Origin of the sequence: Pedococcus bigeumensis (assembly GCF_006438965.1) — a bacterium.
GTDB lineage: Bacteria > Actinomycetota > Actinomycetes > Actinomycetales > Dermatophilaceae > Pedococcus > Pedococcus bigeumensis_A.
Window position 1 is genome coordinate 274,993 of sequence record NZ_RCZM01000005.1, and the last position, 22,854, is coordinate 297,846.

General features: G+C 69.9%; 21 protein-coding genes. 6 read left to right on the forward strand and 15 right to left on the reverse strand.

Features of this window, described 5'->3' with window-relative positions; genetic code table 11:
* Positions 1-159 precede the first annotated feature (159 nt).
* Positions 160-717 carry an AMIN-like domain-containing (lipo)protein gene (locus EAH86_RS15450; protein WP_140742318.1) on the forward strand — a complete coding sequence of 186 codons (558 nt, stop codon included), beginning with the start codon at positions 160-162 and terminating at the stop codon, positions 715-717.
* Between the two features lie 7 nt (positions 718-724).
* Here EAH86_RS15450 and EAH86_RS15455 read toward each other — a convergent pair whose 3' ends face one another.
* Positions 725-1,591 (reverse strand): hypothetical protein, encoded by an 867-nt coding sequence (locus tag EAH86_RS15455; protein ID WP_140742321.1) that lies wholly within the window; start codon positions 1,589-1,591, stop codon positions 725-727.
* A gap of 145 nt (positions 1,592-1,736) precedes the next feature.
* Between EAH86_RS15455 and acs the strand changes: the two genes are divergently transcribed.
* A complete protein-coding gene (gene acs / locus EAH86_RS15460) occupies positions 1,737-3,728 on the forward strand; it encodes an acetate--CoA ligase (protein ID WP_140742323.1) in 1,992 nt (663 codons plus the stop codon).
* Positions 3,729-3,910: 182 nt separating this feature from the next.
* Positions 3,911-4,381 carry a hypothetical protein gene (locus EAH86_RS15465; protein WP_140742325.1) on the forward strand — a complete coding sequence of 157 codons (471 nt, stop codon included), beginning with the start codon at positions 3,911-3,913 and terminating at the stop codon, positions 4,379-4,381.
* Positions 4,382-4,500: 119 nt separating this feature from the next.
* On the opposite strand, the gene EAH86_RS15470 is transcribed toward EAH86_RS15465, so the two are convergent.
* Positions 4,501-4,719 (reverse strand): hypothetical protein, encoded by a 219-nt coding sequence (locus EAH86_RS15470; protein ID WP_140742327.1) that lies wholly within the window; start codon positions 4,717-4,719, stop codon positions 4,501-4,503.
* Positions 4,623-6,041, reverse strand: a complete 1,419-nt coding sequence (locus EAH86_RS21050; protein ID WP_425325230.1) for a DUF6544 family protein — start codon at positions 6,039-6,041, stop codon at positions 4,623-4,625. The genes EAH86_RS15470 and EAH86_RS21050 overlap by 97 nt, the downstream gene beginning before the upstream one ends.
* A gap of 5 nt (positions 6,042-6,046) precedes the next feature.
* Here EAH86_RS21050 and EAH86_RS15475 point away from each other — a divergent pair, with 5 nt between their 5' ends.
* Positions 6,047-6,424, forward strand: coding sequence for a hypothetical protein (locus EAH86_RS15475; RefSeq protein WP_140742329.1), 378 nt, complete (start codon positions 6,047-6,049; stop codon positions 6,422-6,424).
* Here the strand turns inward: EAH86_RS15475 and EAH86_RS15480 are convergent, their stop codons facing one another.
* Positions 6,425-6,805 carry a VOC family protein gene (locus EAH86_RS15480; protein ID WP_140742331.1) on the reverse strand — a complete coding sequence of 127 codons (381 nt, stop codon included), beginning with the start codon at positions 6,803-6,805 and terminating at the stop codon, positions 6,425-6,427.
* Positions 6,806-6,947: 142 nt separating this feature from the next.
* On the opposite strand from EAH86_RS15480, the gene EAH86_RS15485 reads away from it, so the two are divergent.
* Positions 6,948-7,394 carry a ferritin-like domain-containing protein gene (locus EAH86_RS15485; protein ID WP_140742333.1) on the forward strand — a complete coding sequence of 149 codons (447 nt, stop codon included), beginning with the start codon at positions 6,948-6,950 and terminating at the stop codon, positions 7,392-7,394.
* Between the two features lie 67 nt (positions 7,395-7,461).
* Here EAH86_RS15485 and EAH86_RS15490 read toward each other — a convergent pair whose 3' ends face one another.
* Together EAH86_RS15490 and EAH86_RS15495 are read right to left on the reverse strand one after the other, a co-directional pair.
* Complete coding sequence (locus EAH86_RS15490; protein ID WP_140742335.1) at positions 7,462-8,265, reverse strand: glycerophosphodiester phosphodiesterase; 804 nt, start codon at positions 8,263-8,265, stop codon at positions 7,462-7,464.
* A 159-nt stretch (positions 8,266-8,424) separates the two neighbouring features.
* Positions 8,425-9,222 carry an IclR family transcriptional regulator gene (locus tag EAH86_RS15495; protein WP_140742337.1) on the reverse strand — a complete coding sequence of 266 codons (798 nt, stop codon included), beginning with the start codon at positions 9,220-9,222 and terminating at the stop codon, positions 8,425-8,427.
* Positions 9,223-9,336: 114 nt separating this feature from the next.
* Here EAH86_RS15495 and aceB point away from each other — a divergent pair, with 114 nt between their 5' ends.
* On the forward strand, positions 9,337-10,998 hold the full coding sequence (aceB, locus tag EAH86_RS15500) for a malate synthase A (protein ID WP_170212814.1): 1,662 nt from the start codon (positions 9,337-9,339) through the stop codon (positions 10,996-10,998).
* A gap of 29 nt (positions 10,999-11,027) precedes the next feature.
* Here aceB and EAH86_RS15505 read toward each other — a convergent pair whose 3' ends face one another.
* The 9 genes from EAH86_RS15505 to allB all read right to left on the reverse strand — a co-directional run bounded on the left by EAH86_RS15505 (position 11,028) and on the right by allB (position 22,842).
* A complete protein-coding gene (locus EAH86_RS15505; protein ID WP_140742341.1) occupies positions 11,028-12,338 on the reverse strand; it encodes a guanine deaminase in 1,311 nt (436 codons plus the stop codon).
* Positions 12,335-13,222: a xanthine dehydrogenase accessory protein XdhC gene (gene xdhC / locus EAH86_RS15510; RefSeq protein WP_140742343.1), complete on the reverse strand. Its 888-nt coding sequence runs from the start codon at positions 13,220-13,222 to the stop codon at positions 12,335-12,337. Before xdhC ends, EAH86_RS15505 begins: the two co-directional genes overlap by 4 nt.
* 1 nt (position 13,223) lies before the next feature.
* On the reverse strand, positions 13,224-15,623 hold the full coding sequence (xdhB, locus tag EAH86_RS15515) for a xanthine dehydrogenase molybdopterin binding subunit (RefSeq protein ID WP_140742345.1): 2,400 nt from the start codon (positions 15,621-15,623) through the stop codon (positions 13,224-13,226).
* The gene (locus EAH86_RS15520) at positions 15,620-17,173 is read right to left on the reverse strand and encodes a xanthine dehydrogenase small subunit (RefSeq protein WP_140742347.1); all 1,554 of its coding nucleotides are present in this window, start codon (positions 17,171-17,173) and stop codon (positions 15,620-15,622) included. The genes xdhB and EAH86_RS15520 overlap by 4 nt, the downstream gene beginning before the upstream one ends.
* A gap of 324 nt (positions 17,174-17,497) precedes the next feature.
* Positions 17,498-18,229: an aspartate/glutamate racemase family protein gene (locus EAH86_RS15525; RefSeq protein WP_241668399.1), complete on the reverse strand. Its 732-nt coding sequence runs from the start codon at positions 18,227-18,229 to the stop codon at positions 17,498-17,500.
* On the reverse strand, positions 18,226-19,776 hold the full coding sequence (locus EAH86_RS15530; RefSeq protein WP_140742349.1) for an NCS1 family nucleobase:cation symporter-1: 1,551 nt from the start codon (positions 19,774-19,776) through the stop codon (positions 18,226-18,228). The genes EAH86_RS15525 and EAH86_RS15530 overlap by 4 nt, the downstream gene beginning before the upstream one ends.
* A gap of 120 nt (positions 19,777-19,896) precedes the next feature.
* Positions 19,897-20,586, reverse strand: a complete 690-nt coding sequence (locus EAH86_RS15535; protein ID WP_140742351.1) for a GntR family transcriptional regulator — start codon at positions 20,584-20,586, stop codon at positions 19,897-19,899.
* Between the two features lie 43 nt (positions 20,587-20,629).
* The gene (locus EAH86_RS15540; protein ID WP_140742353.1) at positions 20,630-21,463 is read right to left on the reverse strand and encodes a bifunctional allantoicase/(S)-ureidoglycine aminohydrolase; all 834 of its coding nucleotides are present in this window, start codon (positions 21,461-21,463) and stop codon (positions 20,630-20,632) included.
* Positions 21,460-22,842, reverse strand: a complete 1,383-nt coding sequence (gene allB / locus EAH86_RS15545) for an allantoinase AllB (RefSeq protein ID WP_140742355.1) — start codon at positions 22,840-22,842, stop codon at positions 21,460-21,462. The genes EAH86_RS15540 and allB overlap by 4 nt, the downstream gene beginning before the upstream one ends.
* Positions 22,843-22,854: the final 12 nt, after the last annotated feature.

Here is a 22,854-nt window from a genome sequence, read left to right on the forward strand (position 1 = left end):
GGAACGCGGCATCGTGCTGTTCGCGCCGTCTCACCGCCGCCCACGCCTGGGGTATGCCGCCCGCTCCGGGACGTTTCGGGACGACACGGTCAGCTGGGCGGCCGAGGTCAACCCGGCCGGGGGCGACCGCGTCAATGGTGTGTCCGGAAGGAGGACGCCATGAACATCACCCGAACCGCGATCACCCGGTCGCTCCTCGTCGCCGCACTTGCCGGGGCAGTCCCGGTCGCGACGGCCACCACCTCGGCCCAGGCGGCGCCGTACTGCGGCATCACCTGGGGCTCACTGGCCAAGACCAAGGCGCCGCTGCAGGCCGGTCCCGTCACCGGCGTCCGCTCTGGGCGCCACGCGTGCTTCGACCGTCTCGTCATCGACCTCAAGGGCACAGCCCCGGGGTATACCGTCCGCTACGTCTCGCAGGTCACTGCGGACGGCTCGGGCGCCGTGATCCCCACCAGGGGTGGCGCCAAGCTGCAGCTGACCGTCAACGCCCCCGCCTACACCCCGACGGGGTCCGCAACCTTCACCCCCAGGAACCGTTCCGAGGTCGTGAACGTCGCCGGCTACTCGACCTTCCGCCAGGTCGTGTGGGCCGGCACCTTCGAGGGCTACACCTCTGTGGGTGTGGGAGTGCGGGCGCGGTTGCCGTTCCGCGTCTTCACCCTCAACGACGGGGCCACGAGCCGAGTCGTCATCGACGTGGCCCACCGCTGGTAGGGGTCCTTCAGCTCCGCGGCTGAGCACTCCCCGCAGGCGCTGTCCGGCGACGCAGGACGCCGAGCAGCGCCCGCCCTGCGGCAAGCAGGACAGCCAGCGCCAGGGCGACCCAGAACCAGCCTTTCGTGGACTTCAGCAGCTCCTCGGAGTGGGTCCACCACTGCGTGCGCAGGAAGTCCCAGGAGGCGTCGGCCACGAGCCGCAGCTCGGCCCGCTTCGAGCCTGCCTGCATGCTCGGGTGGAGCACGTCCCAGCCGACCCTGAGCGACGCCGCCAACAGCGAGAACACCAGCCAGGTCAAGAGGATCCGTGCCACGCTGAGCAGCGTCGGCGCGACGCGCTGCCAGGTGGCAACCGCGAAGGGCAGTGCGAGGGCAAGAGCCAGCGGGAGGCCGTGCGGCCAGGTGGCCGGCGACAGTCCCGCGACGACGGCCAGCACGGTGGCCGCGCCCAGCGGACCCTTGTTGCCGCGCGCCCCGAGCACGATGCCGAGGAAGGCCGCCGCAACCAGCAGGATCACCAGGGACTCGCGCTCGTCGGGGTAGCTGTCGACCGCGGGGGCCGAGAGCAGCCAGCCGAGGCCGCTGAACACCAGCACGATCGCAAACCGCGGCCAGGGCGAGCGAACGAGGAGCGAGACCGACGCAGCGGCGGCGGTCGCCCCGAGCAGGACGAGGTCACCGTCGAGGGCCTTGAGCGGCAGGTGCAACCAGGGCATCAGACCCCAGAACCCGACGGGCCACCACAGGACCGCGGCGAGCAGCAGGGCGACCTCTGGCCACACGCGGCGCAGGACTGCCCGCCCCCGGTCGAGGGGTCTGGGCGACGGGGTGCCGGAACCGGCATCCCTTTCGGCGTTCGTCGTGGTGCTCACAGCGGCCAAGGCTAGCCGTCTGCCGCTGCGAGCGTCCGTCGACCGATCAGCGCGACCACTCCCCTTGATGCGCAGCCCGGATACGGGTTGGCTTGGGGTGTCACCGCGACCTCGACGTCGGCCTTGCCGGAAGAGTCGCCTGCCAATGTCGCCAGGAGGAACCACCGTGCCCGAGTCGCCCGAGAGCCAGTCCACGAACCACACCGAGGTCCTGGACCTGTCCCCCAGCCCCGAGTTCGCCGCGCAGGCCAACGGCCAGGCGGACCTCTATGACGCTGCGGCCGCGGACTTCGAGGGCTTCTGGGCCGACCAGGCCAGGCAGCGGCTCACCTGGGCCAAGGACTTCGACCAGACCCTCGACTGGAGCGGCGCGCCGTTCGCCGAGTGGTACGTCGGGGGCGAGCTGAACGCGGCGTACAACTGCGTCGACCGGCACGTCGAGGCCGGCAACGGCGACCGCGTCGCCATCCACTTCGAGGGTGAGGGCGGCGACAGCCGCACCATCACGTATGCCGACCTGCAGCGTGACGTCGCCAAGGCCGCCAATGCGCTTGAGTCCCTTGGGGTCTCCAAGGGTGACCGGGTGGCGATCTACCTGCCGATGATCCCGGAGGCGGTTGCGGCGATGCTCGCATGCGCCCGGATCGGCGCCCCTCACTCGGTGGTGTTCGGAGGCTTCTCGGCTGACGCGCTGCGCACCCGCATCGCCGATGCCGAGGCCAAGCTCGTCATCACCGCAGACGGCCAGTTCCGCCGTGGCAAGACCGCCCCGCTCAAGCCTGCCGTCGACGCGGCCGTGGAGGGCGAGACCACCGTCGAGAAGGTGCTCGTCGTGCAGCGCACCAAGGACCCCGTGGACTGGAACGACGACCGCGATGTCTGGTGGCACGACGTCGTCGACTCGGCGAGCGACCAGCACGAGGCGGTCGCCCACGACAGCGAGCACCCGCTCTTCATCCTCTACACGTCGGGGACCACGGGGAAGCCCAAGGGCATCTTCCACACGACGGCCGGCTACCTGACCCAGGCGGCCTACACGAACTCGGTCGTCCACGACGTCCACCCGGAGACCGACGTCTACTGGTGCACCGCCGACATCGGCTGGGTGACCGGCCACTCCTACATCGTCTACGGGCCGCTGGCCAACGGCGCGACCCAGGTGATCTACGAGGGCACGCCCGACACCCCGCACCAGGGCCGCTGGTGGGAGGTCATCGAGAAGTACAAAGTGTCGATCCTCTACACCGCACCCACGGCGATCCGGACGTTCATGAAGTGGGGTGACGACATCCCGGCGAAGTTCGACCTGTCCTCGCTGCGCGTGCTCGGCTCGGTCGGTGAGCCGATCAACCCCGAGGCCTGGCTCTGGTACCGCAAGAACATCGGCGGCGGCCACTGCCCGATCGTCGACACCTGGTGGCAGACCGAGACCGGCGGCATCATGATCAGCCCGCTGCCCGGCGTCACCGACCTCGAGCCCGGCTCCGCCCAGCGGCCCATTCCCGGCATCAGCGCCGAGATCCTTGACGACGAGGGCAACCCGCTGCACGACCCGGAGGCCGTCGGCTACCTCGTCCTCACCAAGCCGTGGCCGGGCATGCTCCGTGGCATCTGGGGCGACGAGGAGCGCTACAAGGAGACCTACTGGTCGCGGTTCGGACCCAAGTACTACTTCGCCGGCGACGGTGCGAAGTTCGATGAAAAGGGCAACATCTGGCTGCTCGGCCGCGTCGACGACGTCATGAACGTGTCGGGTCACCGCCTGTCCACCGCCGAGATCGAGTCGGCCCTGGTGTCGCACCCGTCGGTGGCCGAGGCGGCCGTCGTGGGTGCGACCGACGAGACGACCGGCCAGGCCGTGGTCGCGTTCGTCATCCTGCGCGGCGGCCACGAGGACCACGGTGACGAGACGGTGCAGGAGCTGCGCAACCACGTGGCCAAGGAGATCGGCCCGATCGCCAAGCCGCGTTCGATCATGGTCGTGTCCGAGCTGCCCAAGACCCGCTCCGGCAAGATCATGCGCCGCCTGCTGCGCGACGTCGCCGAGAACCGTGAGGTCGGCGACGTCACAACGCTGGCCGACTCCTCGGTGATGGGCCTGATCAAGGAAGGCATGAGCTCGGGCAAGGAGGACTGACCGCCTCCACTCACCGGCCGCACCTCCGACGCCACCATCCGGTATGCCGCGGACGCACGTCGCGTCCGCGGCATACCTGCATCTGGTGCTGACACGGGCGGCTGCGAAGGCCTTCTGCTGGTTGCGACCAGGCCCTAAAATCGGGCCCATGGGGCCTCAAGCCCGTGCACGGACGCAGGCAGGTGCCACCCCGTGAAGGCCCGGAGGACCAGACGGTCCGCCAGTACCGCTACCTGCTCCGAACTGCGCCGTTGGACGCGCTCGAGGCGGCACACATCGACGCCTTGGCCGCGATCGACCCGGCCCACCGGGAGGTCGTCCTACGAACCGTGCAGGCCGAGCTCGTGGCGGGCGCCCACCTCCGCCCCGACGACATCACTCCTCTGGCACACCTGGCGACGCTCGGTGAGCGCCGGAGCCCGGGCGTCCTGACCCGATCCGTCCCGGCACCGGCACTCACGGCCCTCGCCGATGCCGTGATCAACAGTGAGCCGGCCTTCGGGCTCTTCAGCGGCTACGCCGCCTGGGACGGCCTCGACCCGGAACCGCCGGAGGAGCAGGACGACAGCGAGCACGCCGAGAAGTGGCACGCGGCGCACGCGACCCGCGACGGAACCGCGCCCGGCATGAACGGCGCCTTCGGAGGCGTCTAACCGGTCGAGAGGCAGCTGGGTCGGGCGACGACAAGGCCGGCGGCCCACCCGGGCGCTCGGCCACCGAGGGGCGGTCGCAGGTCGGCACGGCGGGTGTCCTGACCACTGCTGGGGAGCAGCTACGACGTCAGCGAGTTGGAGTTCCAGATCTCCCCGGCACCCTGCTCATCGCGCCCCCACGTCGCGCGAAGGAACGACGGCACGAGCTCGAGCAGTCTGCGTGCGGCCGCTACGTCGTTGCTCACCCTGCGAGGGCTCTCGACGGCCGCGGCGATGTCCGGGATCGTTCCGTGGCGCCAGCACCGGAACTCGTAGCGGAACAGGCGGGAGCGACCCAAGATCGCCAGGCCGACGCTGCCTTCGCCGACGGCTCCCCCTGTCGGGGTCGGCAGCCGCCCACACCGGGGTCATCTCGATTGCCCAGGCGGCTCCGTCCACGTGCACCACCAAGGCGGAGTGGTAGAGGTCCGACCGCGGCCGGCCACTGCGCATCGCGGCGATCGCCTCGCACAGACGACCGTTGGCCCGGACGCACCACCCGCCCTCCCTGGAGCCCAGTGGGAGCCAGTACAGGTCCACACCGCAAGGGTGGCCCGCACGGGCTGGCACCCCTCGCCGCGCGGTCATGGCACAGCGGGTGACGGCAGCTGGTGCTGACGCCGGTGCACGGCCGCCATCCCGCCTGCGGCGAAGCAGCCGAGGTCCCGGACGTTGTAGCGCTGTCGTCGAGCTCGAGCTCGACGTAGCTGAACGACCCTTCGGGCGGGGACGCATCCCAGCGCGCTTCGCCGAGCTGGGGGAGCAGGTATCCCCGAAGTCCCGGTGACCGGAGAGTTGGGGTGGACCACGGGAGTGCGGTGAACGGCCTGCCGTCCGTCGAGGCCCGCAACCGGTCCAGTGAGGTGAAGTCGACCAGGCGGTGGTCGCTGTCGAAGGTGAGCACCGCAGTCACGCTCCGGCCCCCGTTGGTGAACACACCGCGCACGTGGGTGGAGTCCAGCGCCGTCCACCGGATGGGGGCGTCGAGGATGGCACCCGGGGCGAACACCACGAGGTCGTTGAACACCGTCACGGTCTCGCCCTGGTCCATCTCAGGGCCTGCGGCGTCGACGACCGGGACCATGGACATCACCTTGGCGCGCATCGTCGCGCTGGCGCCGATGAACTGGTGCAGGACCGTGACCGGCAGGCCGGACCGGGTGGCATCCATGATGAAGGCCCGCTGGGGTCGCGGCCCGTAGGTGTTGACCTGCCGCCCCGTGAACGGCATCCAGGGCTCCGCCGGGCCGCTGCGGATTCGGCCGTGGAAGGACGCCGCGAAGCTCGTCACCCGTGGCTGCCCGACCGCGCCCGATCGGCGCAGATGGGCCGCGACCGGAGCCGGCAGGTCAGCGAGGTCCGCCTCGCTGACGAGAGCCGGTCGGCGATCGACGGCACTCAGTGCCTGCGACGCCTGCCTCACGCCATTGCGCGTGGAAGCTGGTTGGTGGAACTGATGTGAACGCGTACGCAGCGGCCAGGACCAGGACCACCTGAGCCGAACGTCCCGCCATCCACGGCCGGACCGGAGGCAGTGTCGTGATTTGATGGTGTCCAGCGGCTGGGTTCGGCCCGCCCGCCCGGGGCGAGCCAGAGGGCCGGCCATCCCGCCGAAAGGCATCGACCATGACCGCGCGGCACACTCCCCCCCACCAGTCCCGTGAGCCAGACCATGCAGACGACATCGACGGCAGTGGGGATGACGGCACTGCTTCGGGTGAGCGCAGGGCTCAGGTCCAACGCGTCCTGGACGACGCTGACGCCCGTGACGAGCAGGCAGACGTCCGCGACTCCGTGGCCGCCGACCGGGACGGCGTAGCGGATCGCGAGTCCTTCCTCGACCCCGACTCGGACTACGACGCGAGCCTGCGGGCGAGACGATCTGCGGCGATGGACCGATCCGACTCGAAGGACGACAGAGCCTCCGCGGCCGAGGACCGGTCCGAGCTCACCCCGGACCACGACCCGCCCACAGACCGCGACGGGTCGTCGAACGGCGTCTAGTCAGTTCAGGCAAAGGCAGAACGGGTGGCCGGCCGGGTCGAGGAACACCCGGAAGGACGTCCCCGGCTGGTGCTCGTGCTTGGTCGCGCCCAGCTCGAGCACGGCGGCCTCACCCGCGTCGAGGTCGTCGACGACCACGTCGAGGTGCATCTGCTGCGGCACCTCCTGGCCGGGCCACTGCGGCGCCTGGTAGTCCGCCACCTGCTGGAACGACAGGCACTGCCCGTAGTCGGCCTTCACGTCGGCCCAGCCGTCCGTCCCGTCGGAACCGTCGATGTTGGAGATGTCGACCTTCCAGTCCAGCATCGTCCCGTAGAACGTCGCCAGGGCAACGGGATCGGGACAGTCGAGGACGATGCTGGGAAAGCGTGCGATAGCCATGGCCAGCACGCTACGGCCCGTTGCGGACGATCTACGTCCTGATCAACGCGTGTCCGAGCGCACCCGTGCCTGTGGGGTTTGGGAAGGGACGATGCGGGTAGGCCCATGGTGAACGCCAACACCGACAGAAGGAGAACCAGCCATGTCAGCTGACGAGAAGGTCGCCAAGGACCTCGTGGAGACCCTCAAGGACGGCCGGAACGGCTTCGCGTCCGCGGCCGAGAAGCTGCGTGACAGCGACAGCCCCGACGCCGCCGTGACCTTGGAGCGCCTCTCCGAGCAGCGCGCCGGCTTCGCCCGCGACCTCGTGTCCATGGGTCACGCGTACGGTGACGACGTCGACGAGAGCGGCTCGGTCGCCGCCACCGTGCACCGCGGCTGGCTCTCACTCAAGGACGCGCTGACCGGCGACGACGCCTCCGGCGTCCTCGGTGCCGCTGTCACCGGTGAGGACCACGCGGTGTCGGAGTATGAGAAGGCGCTCGCGGAGGACGACCTCAGCGACGGCTTCCGCGCCGTCGTCCAGCAGCAGCACGCGGCGATCGTGACCGCGCGCGACGAGGTCAAGGCCCTCCAGAGCCTGACCTGAGCGCCGTCCAGCCACGCTCCACGAGCGCCCGTCCCACGAGTGGGACGGGCGCTCGTGCGTGTCGGCCTCAGGAGGCCAGCGACCGCGGGGAGGTGGAGGTGCCGGGCCAGACGGGCATCGGGGTCCACTGGTTGCGAGCCACGAGCACCTCGCGCAGCAGGTCGGGGCGGTCGGTGATGATGCCGTCGACACCGGCATCGAGGAGCCGCACCATCGACGGTTGGTCGTTGACGGTCCAGACCACGACCTTCACCCCGATCCCGTGCGCCCCGGTCACCAACCGTTCGACGAACACCTGGACTCGACCCATCCGGTCTGGCACGTGCAGGAACTCGGCCGTCGCGAACCGGCGAGCAGGCGGCATACCGGCGCGGGCGCAGGTGACCACGGCAGCAAGGGCGCGCCACCCCAGGGCGGTACGCACACCCGGCACCTGCGCACGCACGACGTCGAGACAGCCGTCCCAGGCGCCCGCCACACACACGCGCTCGCGGAAGTCCTTGTGTTGCAACACCTTCGCGAGTGCTCCGATGGCGGAACGCTCCTTCAGGTCGATCGTGAACCTCGCCTCGGGGAACGCCTCGAGCGCCTCGGAAAGGGTGGGGATCGGCTCGCGACCGAGCACGCGCAGCTGGCGCAGCGACGCGAGGGTATGCCGTGCGACCGGCCCGCGTCCGTCGGTCACCCGGTCGAGGGTCGCGTCATGGAAGCAGATCAGCTCACCGTCGGCAGTGAGGCGCACGTCGGTCTCGAGGTAGCGGATGCCGAGGGCGGTGGACAGACCAAAGGCGGCCAGGGTGTTCTCCGGCGCCAAGGAGGCCCCTCCGCGGTGCGCGAGGGCGATGGGTCCGAGCTCGGAGCCGTAGGCCATGCCTTCAGCCTGCCCTCCGTAGGCCGGCCTCGGCGCCAAAAATGGCCCCTGGCACCACTGTTCACCCCATGGAGGTCAACCGTTCGCCCGATGCTGACGTGCCGTCACCCCAGCGCATCGTGACGCCCCGGGAACGGGTGCGCGACCAGTGAGCGCCGCTCAGCCGACGCTGCCCCGCATCTCGTCCGAGATCGCGGTGGCGGCGGCATGCAGCGGACCGGTCGCGCGTTCGACGAAGTCGTCGGTCATCCGCGGCAACGGACCGGACACGGACAGCGCCAACGGCTGGGGGGTGTCGAGTACCGCCACGGCGACGCACCGGACGCCGATCTCCTGCTCCCCCTCGTCGAGGGCATAGCCGCGCTCGCGAGTGCGACCCAGCTCGGCGGCGAACGCGGCCGGGTCGGTGAGCGTGTGCTCGGTGCGGGCGGGCATACCGGTCCTGGCCAGGATCGCGGTGACGACCGACGGGTCCATGTTCGCCATGATCGCCTTGCCCACACCGGTGGAGTGCGGGAGCACCCGACGGCCCACCTCGGTGAACATCCGCATCGAGTTGCGGCTGGCCATCACCTGGCCGACGTAGACCACCTGGTCGCCGTCGAGCATGGCGAGGTTGATGGTCTCGCCGAGCTCGTGGGCGAGCCGCTCCATGTGCGGCCTGGCCCAGCGGCCGACCATGCGGGACGTCGTCTCGCCGAGCCGGATCAGCCGGGGTCCCAGCGAGTACTGCCGGGAGGCCTCCTGCCGCACGTAGCCGAGGTCGACCAGGGTGCGGACGAGGCGGTGGATGGTCGGCAGGGGCAGCTGCGCGTCGGCCGCGAGCTGCGACAGGCTGATCACCCCACCTGCGTCGGCCATCGTCTCGAGGATCGCGAAAGCGCGCTCGAGCGACTGCACTCCGCCGCCGGTCTTCGGGACGCTCGCGGGCTTTTCGGTGGGCTGCTCCGTGCTCATATATCTCTCCCCATGGGTTCCCTAATGAGAAGAAGATTTCGTATCATGGAACAATTCTAGTCCGTGCGTCGCCACCGCGGCTCGCGACACCACCAACTTCTCCCGAGGATGCGCATGTCCCAGCCCACGACGCCCGCCACGGACACCGTGCCCACCGTCGCCGTCGACGCTCCCCACGAGGTCGAGCGCAGCGACGAGATCCTCACCCCCGACGCACTGGCCTTCCTCGGTGAGCTGCAGACCCGGTTCGGCGGACGTCGCGACGAGCTCCTCGCCGCCCGCAAGGCGCGCCGGGCCGAGGTCTCCCGGACGGGTCGCCTTGGCTTCCTGGAGGAGACGCGGTCGGTGCGCGAGGGCGACTGGCGGGTGGCGGCGGCTCCCGCAGACTTCGCCGACCGCCGGGTCGAGATCACCGGGCCGACCGAGCGCAAGATGGCGATCAACGCCCTCAACTCCGGCGCCAAGGTGTGGCTGGCCGACCTCGAGGACGCGAACACCCCGCACTGGGCCAACGTCATCGGCGGCCAGGTCAACCTCCACGACGCGGTCCGGCGCACCATCGAGCTCACCACCGCCAACGGCAAGCACTACGAGCTCAGGGACCCGAACGGCATACCGGTGATCGTGCCGCGCCCGCGGGGCTGGCACTTCAACGAGGAGCACCTCACCCTCGACGGCCGCCCGCTCGTCGGCGCGCTCGTGGACTTCGGGCTCTACTTCTTCCACAACGCGGCCGAGCTGGTTTCCCGCGGCAGTGGCCCCTACTTCTACCTGCCCAAGATGGAGTCGCACCTCGAGGCGCGGCTGTGGAACGACGTCTTCGCGTTCGCCCAGGAGCACCTCGGCATCCCGCACGGGACGGTCCGCGCAACGGTCCTCATCGAGACCATCCCAGCCGCGTTCGAGATGGACGAGATCCTCTACGAGCTGCGCGACCACGCTGCCGGGCTCAACGCCGGTCGCTGGGACTACCTCTTCTCGATCATCAAGTACTTCCGCGACGCGGGTCCGTCGTTCACCCTCCCCGACCGGGGCGACGTGTCGATGAACGCGCCGATGATGAGCGCCTACAGCGACCTGCTCGTGCAGACCTGCCACAAGCGCGGCGCCTTCGCGATCGGCGGGATGGCGGCGTTCATCCCGAGCAAGGACCCCGAGGTCAACGAGCGCGCGTTCGCCAAGGTGACCGAGGACAAGAACCGCGAGGTCAAGGCCGGGTTCGACGGGTCGTGGGTGGCCCACCCGGGCATGGTCGAGCTGTGCAAGGAGATCTTCACCGGCGTCCTCGGCGACTCCCCCAACCAGCTCGAGCGGCAGCGCGACGACGTCTCGGTCACGGCCGACGACCTGCTCGACGCGGGTGCGACACCGGGTGAGCGGACCATGGACGGCCTGCGTGCCAACGTCTCCGTCGGCATCCAGTACCTCCAGGCCTGGCTCGAGGGCAACGGTGCCGTCGGCATCCACAACCTGATGGAGGACGCCGCGACCGCCGAGATCTCGCGCTCGCAGATCTGGCAGTGGCTGCACTCCGGGGCGACGCTGGCTTCCGGCGTGACCGTCACCCGTGAGCTCGTCGACCAGGTGGTGGCGCAGGAGTATGCCGGTCTGCGCGAGTCCGTGGGCTCGGAGGCTTTCGCCGCGGGCTCGTGGGAGGCCGCGCGACGGCTGTTCGTGGAGTGCGCCCTCGACCCCGACTTCCCCGACTTCCTGACGCTGCCGGCCTACGCCGAGGTGCTGCGCGTCGAGCGCGAAGGCGTCGAGCGCGAAGGCTGAGCCTGCAGCAGGGCTGGCCGACGGGTTGGTCAGCGGCTGGGGGGCATCCGCCAGCGGCCGGCGGCGATCTGGTCGCCTCCAACCCAGACCCCGCCGACGTCCGCCGTGGTGCCGAGCGCGAACACCTTGGACAGGGCATCGTCGGCCGACTTGGCGTTGCCGAGGCCGACAGCCAGTGGGTCTCCGGCCTCGGGCAGCAGCCAGATCGCGTCGAATTGCTTGCCGACCGACAGGTCGCCCACCTCCTGGGCCAGACCCAGCGCGTCGGCGCCGGCCACGGTGCACAGCCACAGCAGGTGCGCCGACGTCAGGGGCAGGCCCTCGTCGCCGAGCAGCCGCTGCATGAAGTAGCCCTGCAGACCCTCCTTGAGCATCGAGAACCCAGTGCCCGCACCGACATCCGAGCCCATCGCGATCCGCACCCCGGCCTCGACGTGCCGGCGCATGGGGAACAGCCCGCTCCCGAGGGCCGAGTTGCTGGTCGGGCAGTGGGCCACCGAGGCGTCCCGACCAGCGAGGGTGGCGAGCTCGGCGTCGGTCGGGTGCACGTTGTGCGCCAGCACCGACCGGGGCGTGACCAGACCGTGCCGGTCGTAGGTGTCGACGTAGGACGCCCCGTCGAAGAGCTGCGCGATCTCGGCGATCTCGGCGGAGTTCTCGTTGACGTGCGAGGTGAACCAGGAACCCTCGACCTCGCGGAAGGTCGCGGCACACGACTCGAGGATCGCGTCGCTGGCCGACAGCGAGAAGCGAGGTGTCACGGCATACCGGAGGCGTCCCTTGCCGTGCCAGCGTGAGGCGAGGTCGCGAGACTCCTCGTAGGCCCGCTGGGGCGTGGTGAGGAGCGGCTCGGGCAGGATCCGGTCGGAGGTGACCAGACCGGTGGTGACCCGCAGGCCCCACAGGTCGGCAGCCTCGAACATGATGTCCACGGCCGACGCGAAGTGGGAGCCGAAGACCAATGCCGTCGTCGTGCCGGCATCGACGAGCCCGGTCACGAAATCCCTTGCCACGCCGCGGGCCACGTCGACGTCGGAGAGCCGGATCTCCTCCGGGAGAGCGCACTGGTCGAGCCAGTCGAGCAGCGGCATGCCCAGCCCGCCGATGACGCGCACCTGCGGGAAGTGCACGTGGGTGTCGACGAGCCCGGGGAGCATGAGCCCTTCGCGCAGGTCGAGGACGGGCTCGTCCGGGCGCTCGGCGTGCAGCGTCGAGAAGTCGCCACGGGCGGTGATGATCCCGTGCTCGACGAGGAGGCCGCAGTCCTCCTGGGAGCGCAGGGTCCCACCCTCGAAGGGGCTGACGGGGGTGTCGAACACCGTCGCCCGGAAGAGCGTCATCGACGGACCCGATCGCTGTCGGACACCTGGGCCGCGTCGGACACCTGGGCCGCGTCGGACACCCGGGCTGCGTGGGGCACCCGAGCGGTCTCGGACTCGAAGGTCCGGACGAGGTCGGCGGCGACGCTCACCGCGATGACTGCCGGCTCCTTGCCGGTGACCTCTTGCAGCCCGATGGGCGTCTGGATCCGAGCGAGGTCGGACTCTGAATGTCCCTCTGCCGCAAGGGTCTTGCGGAACCGTGACCACTTCGCCGACGACCCGATCAGGCCGACCGAACCGAGGTGCGCGCACCGCAGCGCCCCATCGCACAGGGCTGCGTCTTCGGCATGGTCGTGGGTCATGATCAGCACGTGGGTGCCCCGTGGCACCTGCCCCAGGACGAGCTCGGGGACGGGAGCGTGGTGGACGTGGACCCCGGCCACCGCATCGTCGAGGACGTCGAGCCGGTCACGGCCCAGCTGGTCGGCCCGGGAGTCGACCAGGTGCAGCTCGACGTCGTGGCGCGCGAGGATGCGGGCCAGCTCGAGCCCGACGTGACCGACCCCGAAGATCGCGACCGACGGCACGACGGCGAGCGGTTCGAGGAGCACCTGCACCTCACCACCGCAGCACTGCTGGCCGTGCTCGACGGGCGCCTTGTCGTTGAGGGACAGCTCGAACTGCTCGGGTATGCCGCGCGACTCGGTGAGCATCGCCCGTGCCCGGTCGACAGCGGTGGCTTCGAGGTTGCCGCCACCGATGCTGCCCCAGGTGGCGTCCGCGGCGACGACCATCTTCGCCCCGGCGCCGCGCGGCGAGTGGCCGCGCACCGACGTCAGCGTGACGAGGACTCCGGCTCGTCGCTCTCGTCTCAGCCGCTCGACCGCCGCCAGCCACTCCACGTCAGGTCCCCACCGACGCGGACTGGGTGGCCCGCTCGGACCTGGGCTGGAGCGGTGCGGCGTCGGCGTGCGGCTGGTCTGGCACGACGCCGGGAGCGCCTTCGACCATGGCGGTCATGTGCGGCGGCTCGGCCCCTCCGCGAGCCTCCTCGACGGCCCAGTAGACCGCCTCGGGGGTGGCGGGTGACGCGAGGTCGACACTGGTGCCAGTTGGTCCGAAGGCCGCTGCCGCCTCGCGCAGCGCCTCGCGCACCGAGAAGGCCAGCATGAGGGGCGGCTCGCCGACGGCCTTCGAGCCGTAGACCGCACCGTCCTCGTGCGCCCGCTCGAGCAAGGCCACGTTGAAGACCTCCGGCATCTCGGAGAAGCTCGGCAGCTTGTAGGTGCTGGCCGCCTGGGTCGCCAACCGGCCCCGCGACGGCCTGTCGGACTCGTCCCAGCGCAGGTCCTCCAATGTCAGCCAACCCGCGCCCTGGACGAACGCGCCCTCGATCTGGCCGATGTCGACCAGCGGTGACAACGAGTCACCGACGTCGTGGACGATGTCCACCCGCCGCAGGCGGTAGGCCCCGGTGAACCCGTCGACCTCGACCTCGGACGCGGCCACGCCGTAGGAGAAGTACTTGAACGGCGACCCGTGCATGATGCTCGAGTCCCAGTGCAGCCCCTCGGTCTTGTAGAACCCGGCAGCCCACAGCTGGATCCGGCTGAAGTAGGCCTTGTTGACCAACGCAGCCCAGTCCAGCCCGGCGTTGGCCGGGTCCTCGCGCAGCGGACGCAGCCGTTCGACGATCTGCTCGCAGGCGTTCTTCACCGCGCCACCGTTGAGGTCGGCGCCGGAGCTCGCCGCGGTCGCCGAGGTGTTGGGCACCTTGTCGGTGCGGGTCGGCGCGAGCCGCACCACCGACAGTGGCACCCCGAGGCTCGTGGCCGCGACCTGGAGCATCTTGGTGTGCAGGCCTTGCCCCATCTCGGTGCCACCGTGCGTGATCAGGACCGAGCCGTCCTTGTAGACGTGCACCAGCGCGCCGGCCTGGTTGAACGAGGTGAAGTTGAACGAGATGCCGAACTTCACGGGCGTCATCGCGAGGGCGCGCTTGGAGTGCTCGTGCGAAGCGTTGTAGGCAGCGATCTCGGCCCTGCGGGCCAGCACTTCACCCGTGGAAAGCACTTGGTCCCAACAGATTCCAGACCGCTCGGGGTGCCGCACCGGCTGACCGTAGGGGGTGTCCTGGCCTTCGACGTAGAAGTTCCGGCGACGCAGGTCGATGGGGTCGATCCCGAGCAGGGGCGCACAGCGGCCGAGGATGTCCTCGATGACCAGCATCCCCTGTGGACCGCCGAACCCACGGAACGCCGTCTGGCTGGTCTTGTGGGTCTTCGCGATCCGGCCGTTCACCCGGATGTTGGGGATCCAGTAGGTGTTGTCGATGTGGCACAGCGCCCGGGCCAGCACCGGTTCGGAGAGATCGAGGCTCCAGCCACCGTCGGAGGTGAGGGTGGCGTCCAGCGCCTGCAGGACTCCGTTGTCGTCAAAGGCAACTCGCCACCCGGCGTGGAAGCCGTGCCGCTTGCCCGACATGGTCATGTCCTGGGTGCGGGTCAGCCGCAGCCGCACCGGACGGCCGGTGAGGGTCGCCCCGAGGGCGGCGATCGCGGCATACCCGTGGGGTTGCATCTCCTTGCCCCCGAAGCCGCCACCCATCCGCAGGCACTGGACGGTGACGGCGTTGCTGGCGAGCCCGAGGACGTGGGCGACGATGTCCTGCGTCTCGGTGGGGTGTTGCGTGCTGCTCTGGATGAAGATCTGGCCGTTCTCGTCGACCAGTGCGATCGAGCAGTGCGTCTCGAGGTAGAAGTGCTCCTGGCCGGCGAACTCGAACTCGCCGCTGAACACGTGCGCTGCGCCCTCGAACCCGGCCTCGATGTCACCGCGCTCCATGTGCGGCTGGCCGCCCTGGAAGCTCTCGGCCTCGATGGCCTCGTGCACGGTGACCAGCGAGGGCAGCGGGTCGTAGTCGACCTCGACGGCGAGCGATCCGAGCCGCGCGGCTTCGAGGGTCTCGCCGAGCACCCAGCAGACCGCGTGCCCGTAGAACATCACCTCGGAGGGGAAGAGGGGTTCGTCGTGCTTGACCCCTGCGTCGTTGACGCCTGGCACGTCGTCAACAGTGAGCACCCGGACCACACCGGGCACGGCCAGCGCCGGCGAGGTGTCGAGTCGCGTGATCCGCGCGTGCGCGTGCGGCGCCTGCACCGGGTGGGCGTGCAGGATCCCGTGGGTGCGGACGGCCAGGTCGTCGGTATAGAGGGCGTCGCCGGTCACGTGCAGGGCGGCCGCCTCGTGCGGAATCTCCTGCCCGACAACGGGATTGGCGGGACGCTGCGACAGGGCACTCATGCTCCCACCTCCTGCGGAGTTGCCGTCTCGGCATGGAGCTTGCGCAGCGCCGTGCCCAGCGTTGCACTCCGGTATGCCGCGCTGGCGCGGTGGTCGTCCATGGGTGTGCCTTCGGCGCGCATCACGTCGGCGGCCTCACGGACCACGTCGGTGGACCACGGTCGACCTTCGAGCGCAGCCTCGGTGGCGAAGGCGCGGATCGGGGTTGCCGCGACTCCGCCCAGCCCGATGCGGGCCTTGACGACCACGCCGTCACGGAGGTCGAGCGCGAAGCCGACGGCCACGCTGGAGATGTCGTCGAACCTGCGCTTGGCGATCTTGTGGAAGGCAGTGACCTCGCTGAGCGGCAACGGGATCCGCACCGCGCGGATCAGCTCGTCGGGGCGCTTCACGGTCTGCCGATAGCCGGTGAAGTAGTCCGCCAGCGGGACCTCGCGCTCGCCGTCGGGCGACGCCAGGACGACGACAGCCTCCAGCGCGAGCAGAGCCGGCGGGGTGTCGCCGATGGGTGAACCGGTGCCGAGGTTCCCCCCGATGGTGGCGCCGTTGCGGATCAGCCGTGAGGCGAACTGCGGGAACATCTGGTGCAGCAACGGGATCCGGCCCCCGAGCCCCCGCTCGACCTCGCTCAGGCTCAGGGCGGCCCCGATCTCGACCGAGTCCTCGCCGATCTCGAGGGTCCGTAGCTCAGGCAGCCGGTCGATGCCGATGGCGAAGGGCGTCCGCGCCCCACGGATGTTCACCTCGACGCCCCAGTCGGTCGACCCGGCCACGAGGACGGCGTCGGGGTGCTCGCCGAGCAGGGCCAGCGCCTCCGCCAGGTCGCCCGGGCGGGCGTAGGTGCCGGTGCTGCCGTCCATCCTGGTCGCTGAGGCAGCCGGGGGTTCGGTGCTCAGCCGCGCGGCGAACGGATCGTCGCTCGCCGGCTCGCCGAGGGCGTAGGCGGCGTCGCGGATCGGTCGGTATCCGGTGCACCGGCACAGGTTTCCGGACAGGGCGTGCAGGTCGAAACCGTTTGGTCCGTGTTCGTGCGCGGCGTCCTGGTGCTCGCGAGCCTCGCGGTCGGAGGCGGCCGGACGGTCGCCGTTGTGCGAGGCGTCGGGGGACGGCGGGCGGTCACCGTCGCCGGCCGCGTCGGCGCCAGGCGAGGTGGCGCACCGGCCGGCCCGGTAGTACTCAGCCGCCATGCTGCAGATGAACCCCGGTGTGCAGTAGCCGCACTGGGACCCGCCGCGCACCGCCATCTCCCGCTGCACGGGGTGGAGGGCGTCGGGGCGGCCGAGGCCTTCGGAGGTCACCACCTCCTGGCCGTCCAGCGCAGCGACCGGCACCAGGCAGGCGTTGATGGCGGTCCACTGGGTTCCCTCAGCGCCATCGGGGCGGGCGACCATGATCGAGCAGGCCCCGCACTCGCCCTCGGCGCAGCCTTCCTTCGCGCCGGTCAGGCCGCGGTCGCGCAGCCAGTCGAGGGTGGTGGTGCTGGGGTCGGTGCCGTCGAGCGCGCAGGGCGTGCCGTTGACCGTGATCTCGTGGCCGGTGGTTGAAGCCATCGCGCAACTCCCGTCGCCCCGTGGTGGGGTTCCATCATCCACCAGGCGCGGACGCCCGGGGCATGGTTGCTGACAGGAGTGGGCCGCCGGTTATCCATGCCGAACGACGGCCCTGTCGTGGTCCTGAGCACGATAACTCTCAACAAACTGTTGAATCAAGGGTTTCGGCGAGGAATGTCGACCACTGGACACCTGCCACCCTCTCCCGCCTGAGACCCTCCCGCCCGCTTCTGTTGGAAGTGGAACTTCCGGATATCCGGAAGTTCCACTTCCAACAGGGGCGGCAGGGGCGGCGGCAGCAGCCCCGGTCAACCGTCGCGATCGTCAGCGGCCGAAGCCTTGCAGCACTCCCGTGTAGGCCTTCGGCGGCGGCGGGGCGAGCTCGCCGTGGGTGGACGGCCGCAGCCCCAGCCGGACCAGGCTCTCGGCCAACAAAGTGCCGGCGGCGACACCGTCGACGACCGGCACGCCGAGCTGTTCGGTGAGCAGCTCGGGCAGGCCTGCCATCCCCGCGCACCCGAGGACGATGGCATCCGAGCCATCGGCGGCGAGGGCGTTCTTCGCGAAGGCGAGGATCACGGCATACGTGCGGTCCTGGTCGGCCTCGAGCTCGAGGACGGGGATGTCGCAGGCGTGAACGCCGACGCACTGGCGTTCCAAGCCATAGGTGCGGGTGAGGTCCCAGGCCCGGCCCACGGTGCGGCTCATCGTGGTGACGACCGAGAAGCTGCGCCCGAGGAGCGAAGCCGTCTTCATCGCGGCCTCGGCGATCCCGATCACCGGCCTGGACGCCGCCTCCCGAGCGGCGTCCAGGCCAGGGTCCCCGAAGCAGGCCAGGACGAACGCGTCCGCCTGCTGGTCCTCGCGGATCACCTGGAGCAAGCCGGGAACGGCGAGGGCCTCGTCGTAGTGGCTCTCGATCGACGCCGGTCCCATCGACGGAGTGCGCGCGGTGATGACCGTGTCGGGTCCGGCGACCCGGCGGGCCTCCGCCTCGATCAGGGCGGTCATCGACGCCGTCGTGTTCGGGTTGATGACGGTCAGGTGCACGGTCACTTGATGCACGTCTTCGCGTCGAGCGGGCTGTCGCTGACTCCCATCCGCGGGGCCAGCAGGGCGTAGGCCGCGAACCCGATGCCGCACCCAATGAACCAGGAGTAGTCGTCGAACCGGTTCACGCCGGGAACGAAGACCGCGGCCAAGGCGCAGGCAGCCGCGATGGCGGTGGCCCAGATGGCGGGCGGGTTGTAGCCGCGCTTGTAGTGGTAGGCACCCGCCTTGTCGAGGGTGAACAGGTCGTCGATGCAGACCCGCTGCTTGTGCACCACGTAGTAGTGCGCGATGAGGACTCCGAACAGCGGCCCGATGAAGGCACCCAGGGTGTCCAGCGTGTAGTGGATCGTCTCGGGACTCTTGTAGAGGTTCCACGGGGTCAGCAGGACCGATCCGACCGCGGCGATCATCCCGCCCATCCGCCAGCTGATCTTCTGCGGGTTGACGTTCGAGAAGTCGAACGCCGGCGAGACGAAGTTCGCCACGATGTTGATGCCGATCGTCGCGGTCGTGAAGGTGAGAGCCGCGAGGACGAGGGCGAAGGTGTTGTCGATGTGGCCGACGGTCTCGACCGGGTCGGTGATGAGCTTGCCGTAGACCGGCAGGGTGGCCGCGGCGGTGAGGACGGTCATCAGCGAGAAGAAGACGAAGTTGACCGGCAGGCCCCAGAAGTTGCCCTTGCGGACGGCCTTGAAGGTCTGGCCGTAGCGAGAGAAGTCACCGAAGTTGAGCATCGGCCCGGAGAAGTACGACACGACCAGAGCCGTCGCAGCAAGCATCGTCGTGAAGACCTTGGTGCCGGAGAGCTCGTGGTCGGACAGGTTGAGGTTGATGCTCCAGTGCGCCTTCGTCAGCAGGTAGACGCACAGCGCAATCATCACGACGTAGACGGCCGGGCCGGCGAAGTCGATGAACTTGCGGATCGTGTTCATGCCGGTCCAGAAGACGGCAGCCTGGGCGACCCAGAGGATGGCGAAGGTGAAGTAGCCCAGCGTCGAGAGGCCGAGGAAGCCGTGCTGGTTCAGGTCGGCGTAGGGCTCGAGTCCCGGCCACATCCGCACGAGCAGGATGTCCAGCGAGGCTGACGCGAGGTAGGTCTGGATCCCGTACCAGGCCACCGCGATCAGGCCGCGGATGATGGCCGGGATGTTGGCCCCGAGCACGCCGAAGACCGAGCGGCAGATGACCGGGTAGGGGACACCGGTGCGCTGGCTCGGCTTGGCCACGAGGTTGCAGAAGAAGAGCACGATCGAGATGCCGACGATCAGGCAGATGAACACCTGCCAGCTGGTCAGGCCGAGGGCGAACAGGCTGCCGGCGGTGATGTAGCCGCCTACGCTGTGCACGTCCGACATCCAGAACGCGAAGATGTTGTACCAGGACCAGGTCTGCTCCTTGAGCGGGGCGAGGTCCTCGTTGGTCAGACGGGGGTCGTACGACTTCTTGATCAGGCCCGCGCCGGCGCCGTGGTCGTGCTCCCCGTGGTGGGTCGTGAAGCCGGCAGCGGCCGCGGCCGCCTCCGTCTCGAAGGGCTTTTCTGTGGTGCTCATCCGGACTCCTTTGTCCACCGCGCCATTGCGGATGTCTTGGGAGAACGCTAGGAGCGGAACCGTTGCGGCATAAGGCTTTGAACCGTATATCCGGGTATATCCAGCACGGCCTTCAGCTCCTCAGCCGACGCTGATCCGGGCGATGCAGGCGGTCAGCCGCTCGTGGTGTGCGTCCGCCGCGGACTTGAGCGCTTCCGCGTCGCGGGCGACGAAGGCGTCGAGCATCAGCTGGTGGTCCTCGCGCATCCCGGCGCGATCCTCCTCGGTGGTGCGCATCATCGTCTGCACCGGCTCGGTGAGGTTCCACGCGATGTCCAACATGTGCAGCAGCCGGGGCATCCGGCACGGCGAGAGCAGCGCCTCGTGGAACTCGCGGCTGGCGCGCTGGAACCCGTCTGCGTCGTCGGCAGCCACGGCCCGCCCGAGGGCGTCGTGGATGGCCCTGGCACGGTCGTGGTCGGCCTGGGTCGACTGGCGCACCGCCGCCTCCAGGGCAGCTGCCTCCAGGGCGCCGCGCACGACGTAGAGCTCGTCGAGCTCGGCCTGGGACAGCGCGGTGACCGTGTAGCCGAGCCGCGGCTGGTGCTCCAGAAGCCCTTCGCCCAGCAGCGTCTTGAGGGCCTCGCGGACAGGGATCAGACTGACGCCGAAGAACGCGGCGACGTCGTCGAGCGGGATCGGGCTACCCGGGGGCACCCGGCCCGAGGCGATGACCCGACGCAGCTCCGACAGCACCTGCGGCCCGGACACGTAGGCGTCCTCGCGGGTGAGCAGGCTGACGATGCCCGACTGCCGCCTGGGCTGGGTCATCCGCGACTCCTTCGACCGGGTGTCACCGGACCATCATGCCCGCCTACGCGAACTGGCGGCTGAGGACTGCGTGCCGGTTGACGTCCTTGTAGAGCAGGTAACGGAACCGACCCGGGCCACCGGCGTAGCAGGCCTGCGGGCAGAACGCCCGGAGCCACATGAAGTCGCCCTCCTGCACCTCGACCCAGTCGTTGTTCAGCAGGTAGACGGCCTTGCCCTCGAGGACGTAGAGCCCGTGCTCCATGACATGGGTCTCCGGGAACGGGATCGCCCCGCCCGGCTCGAAGTTCACGATGTTGACGTGCATGTCGTGGCGCACGTCGGTGGGGTCGGCGAACCGCTGCGTGGTCCACACCCCTTCGGTGCCCGGCATCTCGCCCCCGACCACGTCGGACTCGTTGGTGACAAAGGCTTCCGGCACGTCGATGCCATCGACCACCTGGTAGGCCTTGCGGATCCAGTGGAACGTCGCGAGGGCGTCACCGCGGTTGTGCAGCGTCCACTCCTGGCCCGGCGGGATGAAGGCGTAGCCACCCTCGGCCAGCTCGTGCGTCGCCTCACCGAGGGTGAGGGTGAGGCCGCCGGCCACGACGAAGAGAACGCCCTCGGCGCCGGGGTCGAGCTCGGGCTGGTCGGAGCCACCACCGGGCGACACCTCGACGATGTACTGCGAGAACGTCTCGGCGAACCCGGACAGCGGCCGGGCGATCACCCACAGCCGCGTCTTGTCCCAGAACGGCAGGAGGCTCGTGACGATGTCGGTCATCGTCCCCCGCGGCAGCACGGCATACGCCTCGGTGAACACCGCCCGGTCGGTGGTGAGCTGGGTCTGCGGCGGCAACCCTCCGGCGGGGGCGTAATAGCGGGGCGTCGTCATGACTGTCCTCTCCTCAGGAGCCGCCCGCGCGGGGCTGCTTCGATGTCGACCGGTATGCCGTGCAGCCAGGTCTGGCGCACCGCCCCGGTGAGCGTGCGGCCGGCATACGCCGACACGGGGTTCTTGTGCTGCAGCGACGCGACGTCCACGGTGAACGACTCGTCGGGGGCGAAGACCACAAGGTCGGCCGGGGAGCCGACGGCGATGCGGCCCCGGTCCGTCAGGCCGACCTGGTCGGCCGGGCCCTCCCCCATCCAGCGCACCACGTCCACGAGGGAGTGGCCGCGCTCACGGGCCTCGGTCCAGATGGCGGGGAGGCCCAGCTGGAGGCCGGCGATCCCGCCCCAGGCCTCGCCGAAGTCACCGGAGTCGAACCGCTTGAGGTCCGCCGTGCAGGGTGAGTGGTCCGAGACGATCGTGGCGATGACGCCGGAGTCGAGGCCGGCCCAGAGTCGGTCACGGTTGGCGTGCTCGCGGATCGGCGGGCAGCACTTGAACTGGGTCGCGCCGTCGGGGATGTCCTCGGCGTCGAGGGTGAGGTAGTGCGGGCAGGTCTCGACCGAGATCCGCAGTCCCTCGGCCTGCGCGTCGGCGATGAGCGGGAGGGCATCGGCGTCGGACAGGTGCAGGATGTGTGCCCGGCCGCCGGTCTCGCGGGTCGCCTCGACGACGAGGGCGATGGCCCGCTCTTCCGCCTCCTTGGGACGTGAACCCAGGAACCCGGCATAACCCTGACCGTGCGGCTGGGGCGACGAGTCAATGGTGTCGCCGTCCTCCGCGTGGACGATCACCAGCGCGTCGAAGGTGGCGGTCTCGGCGAGTGCCTCGCGCAGCTCGGCGGCCGACAGGTGGGGGAACTCGTCGACACCGGAGTGCAGCAGGAAGCACTTGAACCCGAACACTCCTGCCTTGTGCAGCGGTCGCAGGTCAGGCAGGTTGCCGGGCACCGCGCCGCCCCAGAAGCCCACGTCGACGTAGGCCTGGTCGCGGGCGACGGCCTGCTTCTCCTCCAGTGCCGCAACGGAGACCGTCGGCGGGATGGAGTTGAGCGGCATGTCGATGATGGTCGTGACCCCGCCCGCTGCAGCAGCCTTGGTGGCGCTCGCGAAGCCCTCCCACTCGGTTCGGCCCGGCTCGTTGACGTGGACGTGGGCGTCGACCAGTCCGGGCAGCAGCACCTCGTCGTCGGCCAGCTCGACCACGCGGACTCGGGTCGTGTCCACCTCGGCGTCGAACGCGTCGACGGCCAGGATGCGTCCCTGGGCCACCGAGACCGTGACGCCGACCTCGGCACCACCGACCACGGCGCGTCTCGCGCGCACGATCAGCTCTGCAGCCACGCCGCCCTCTTCCCGGAACTTCTCTGTCGAACCTGTCATGACGGTAATCCC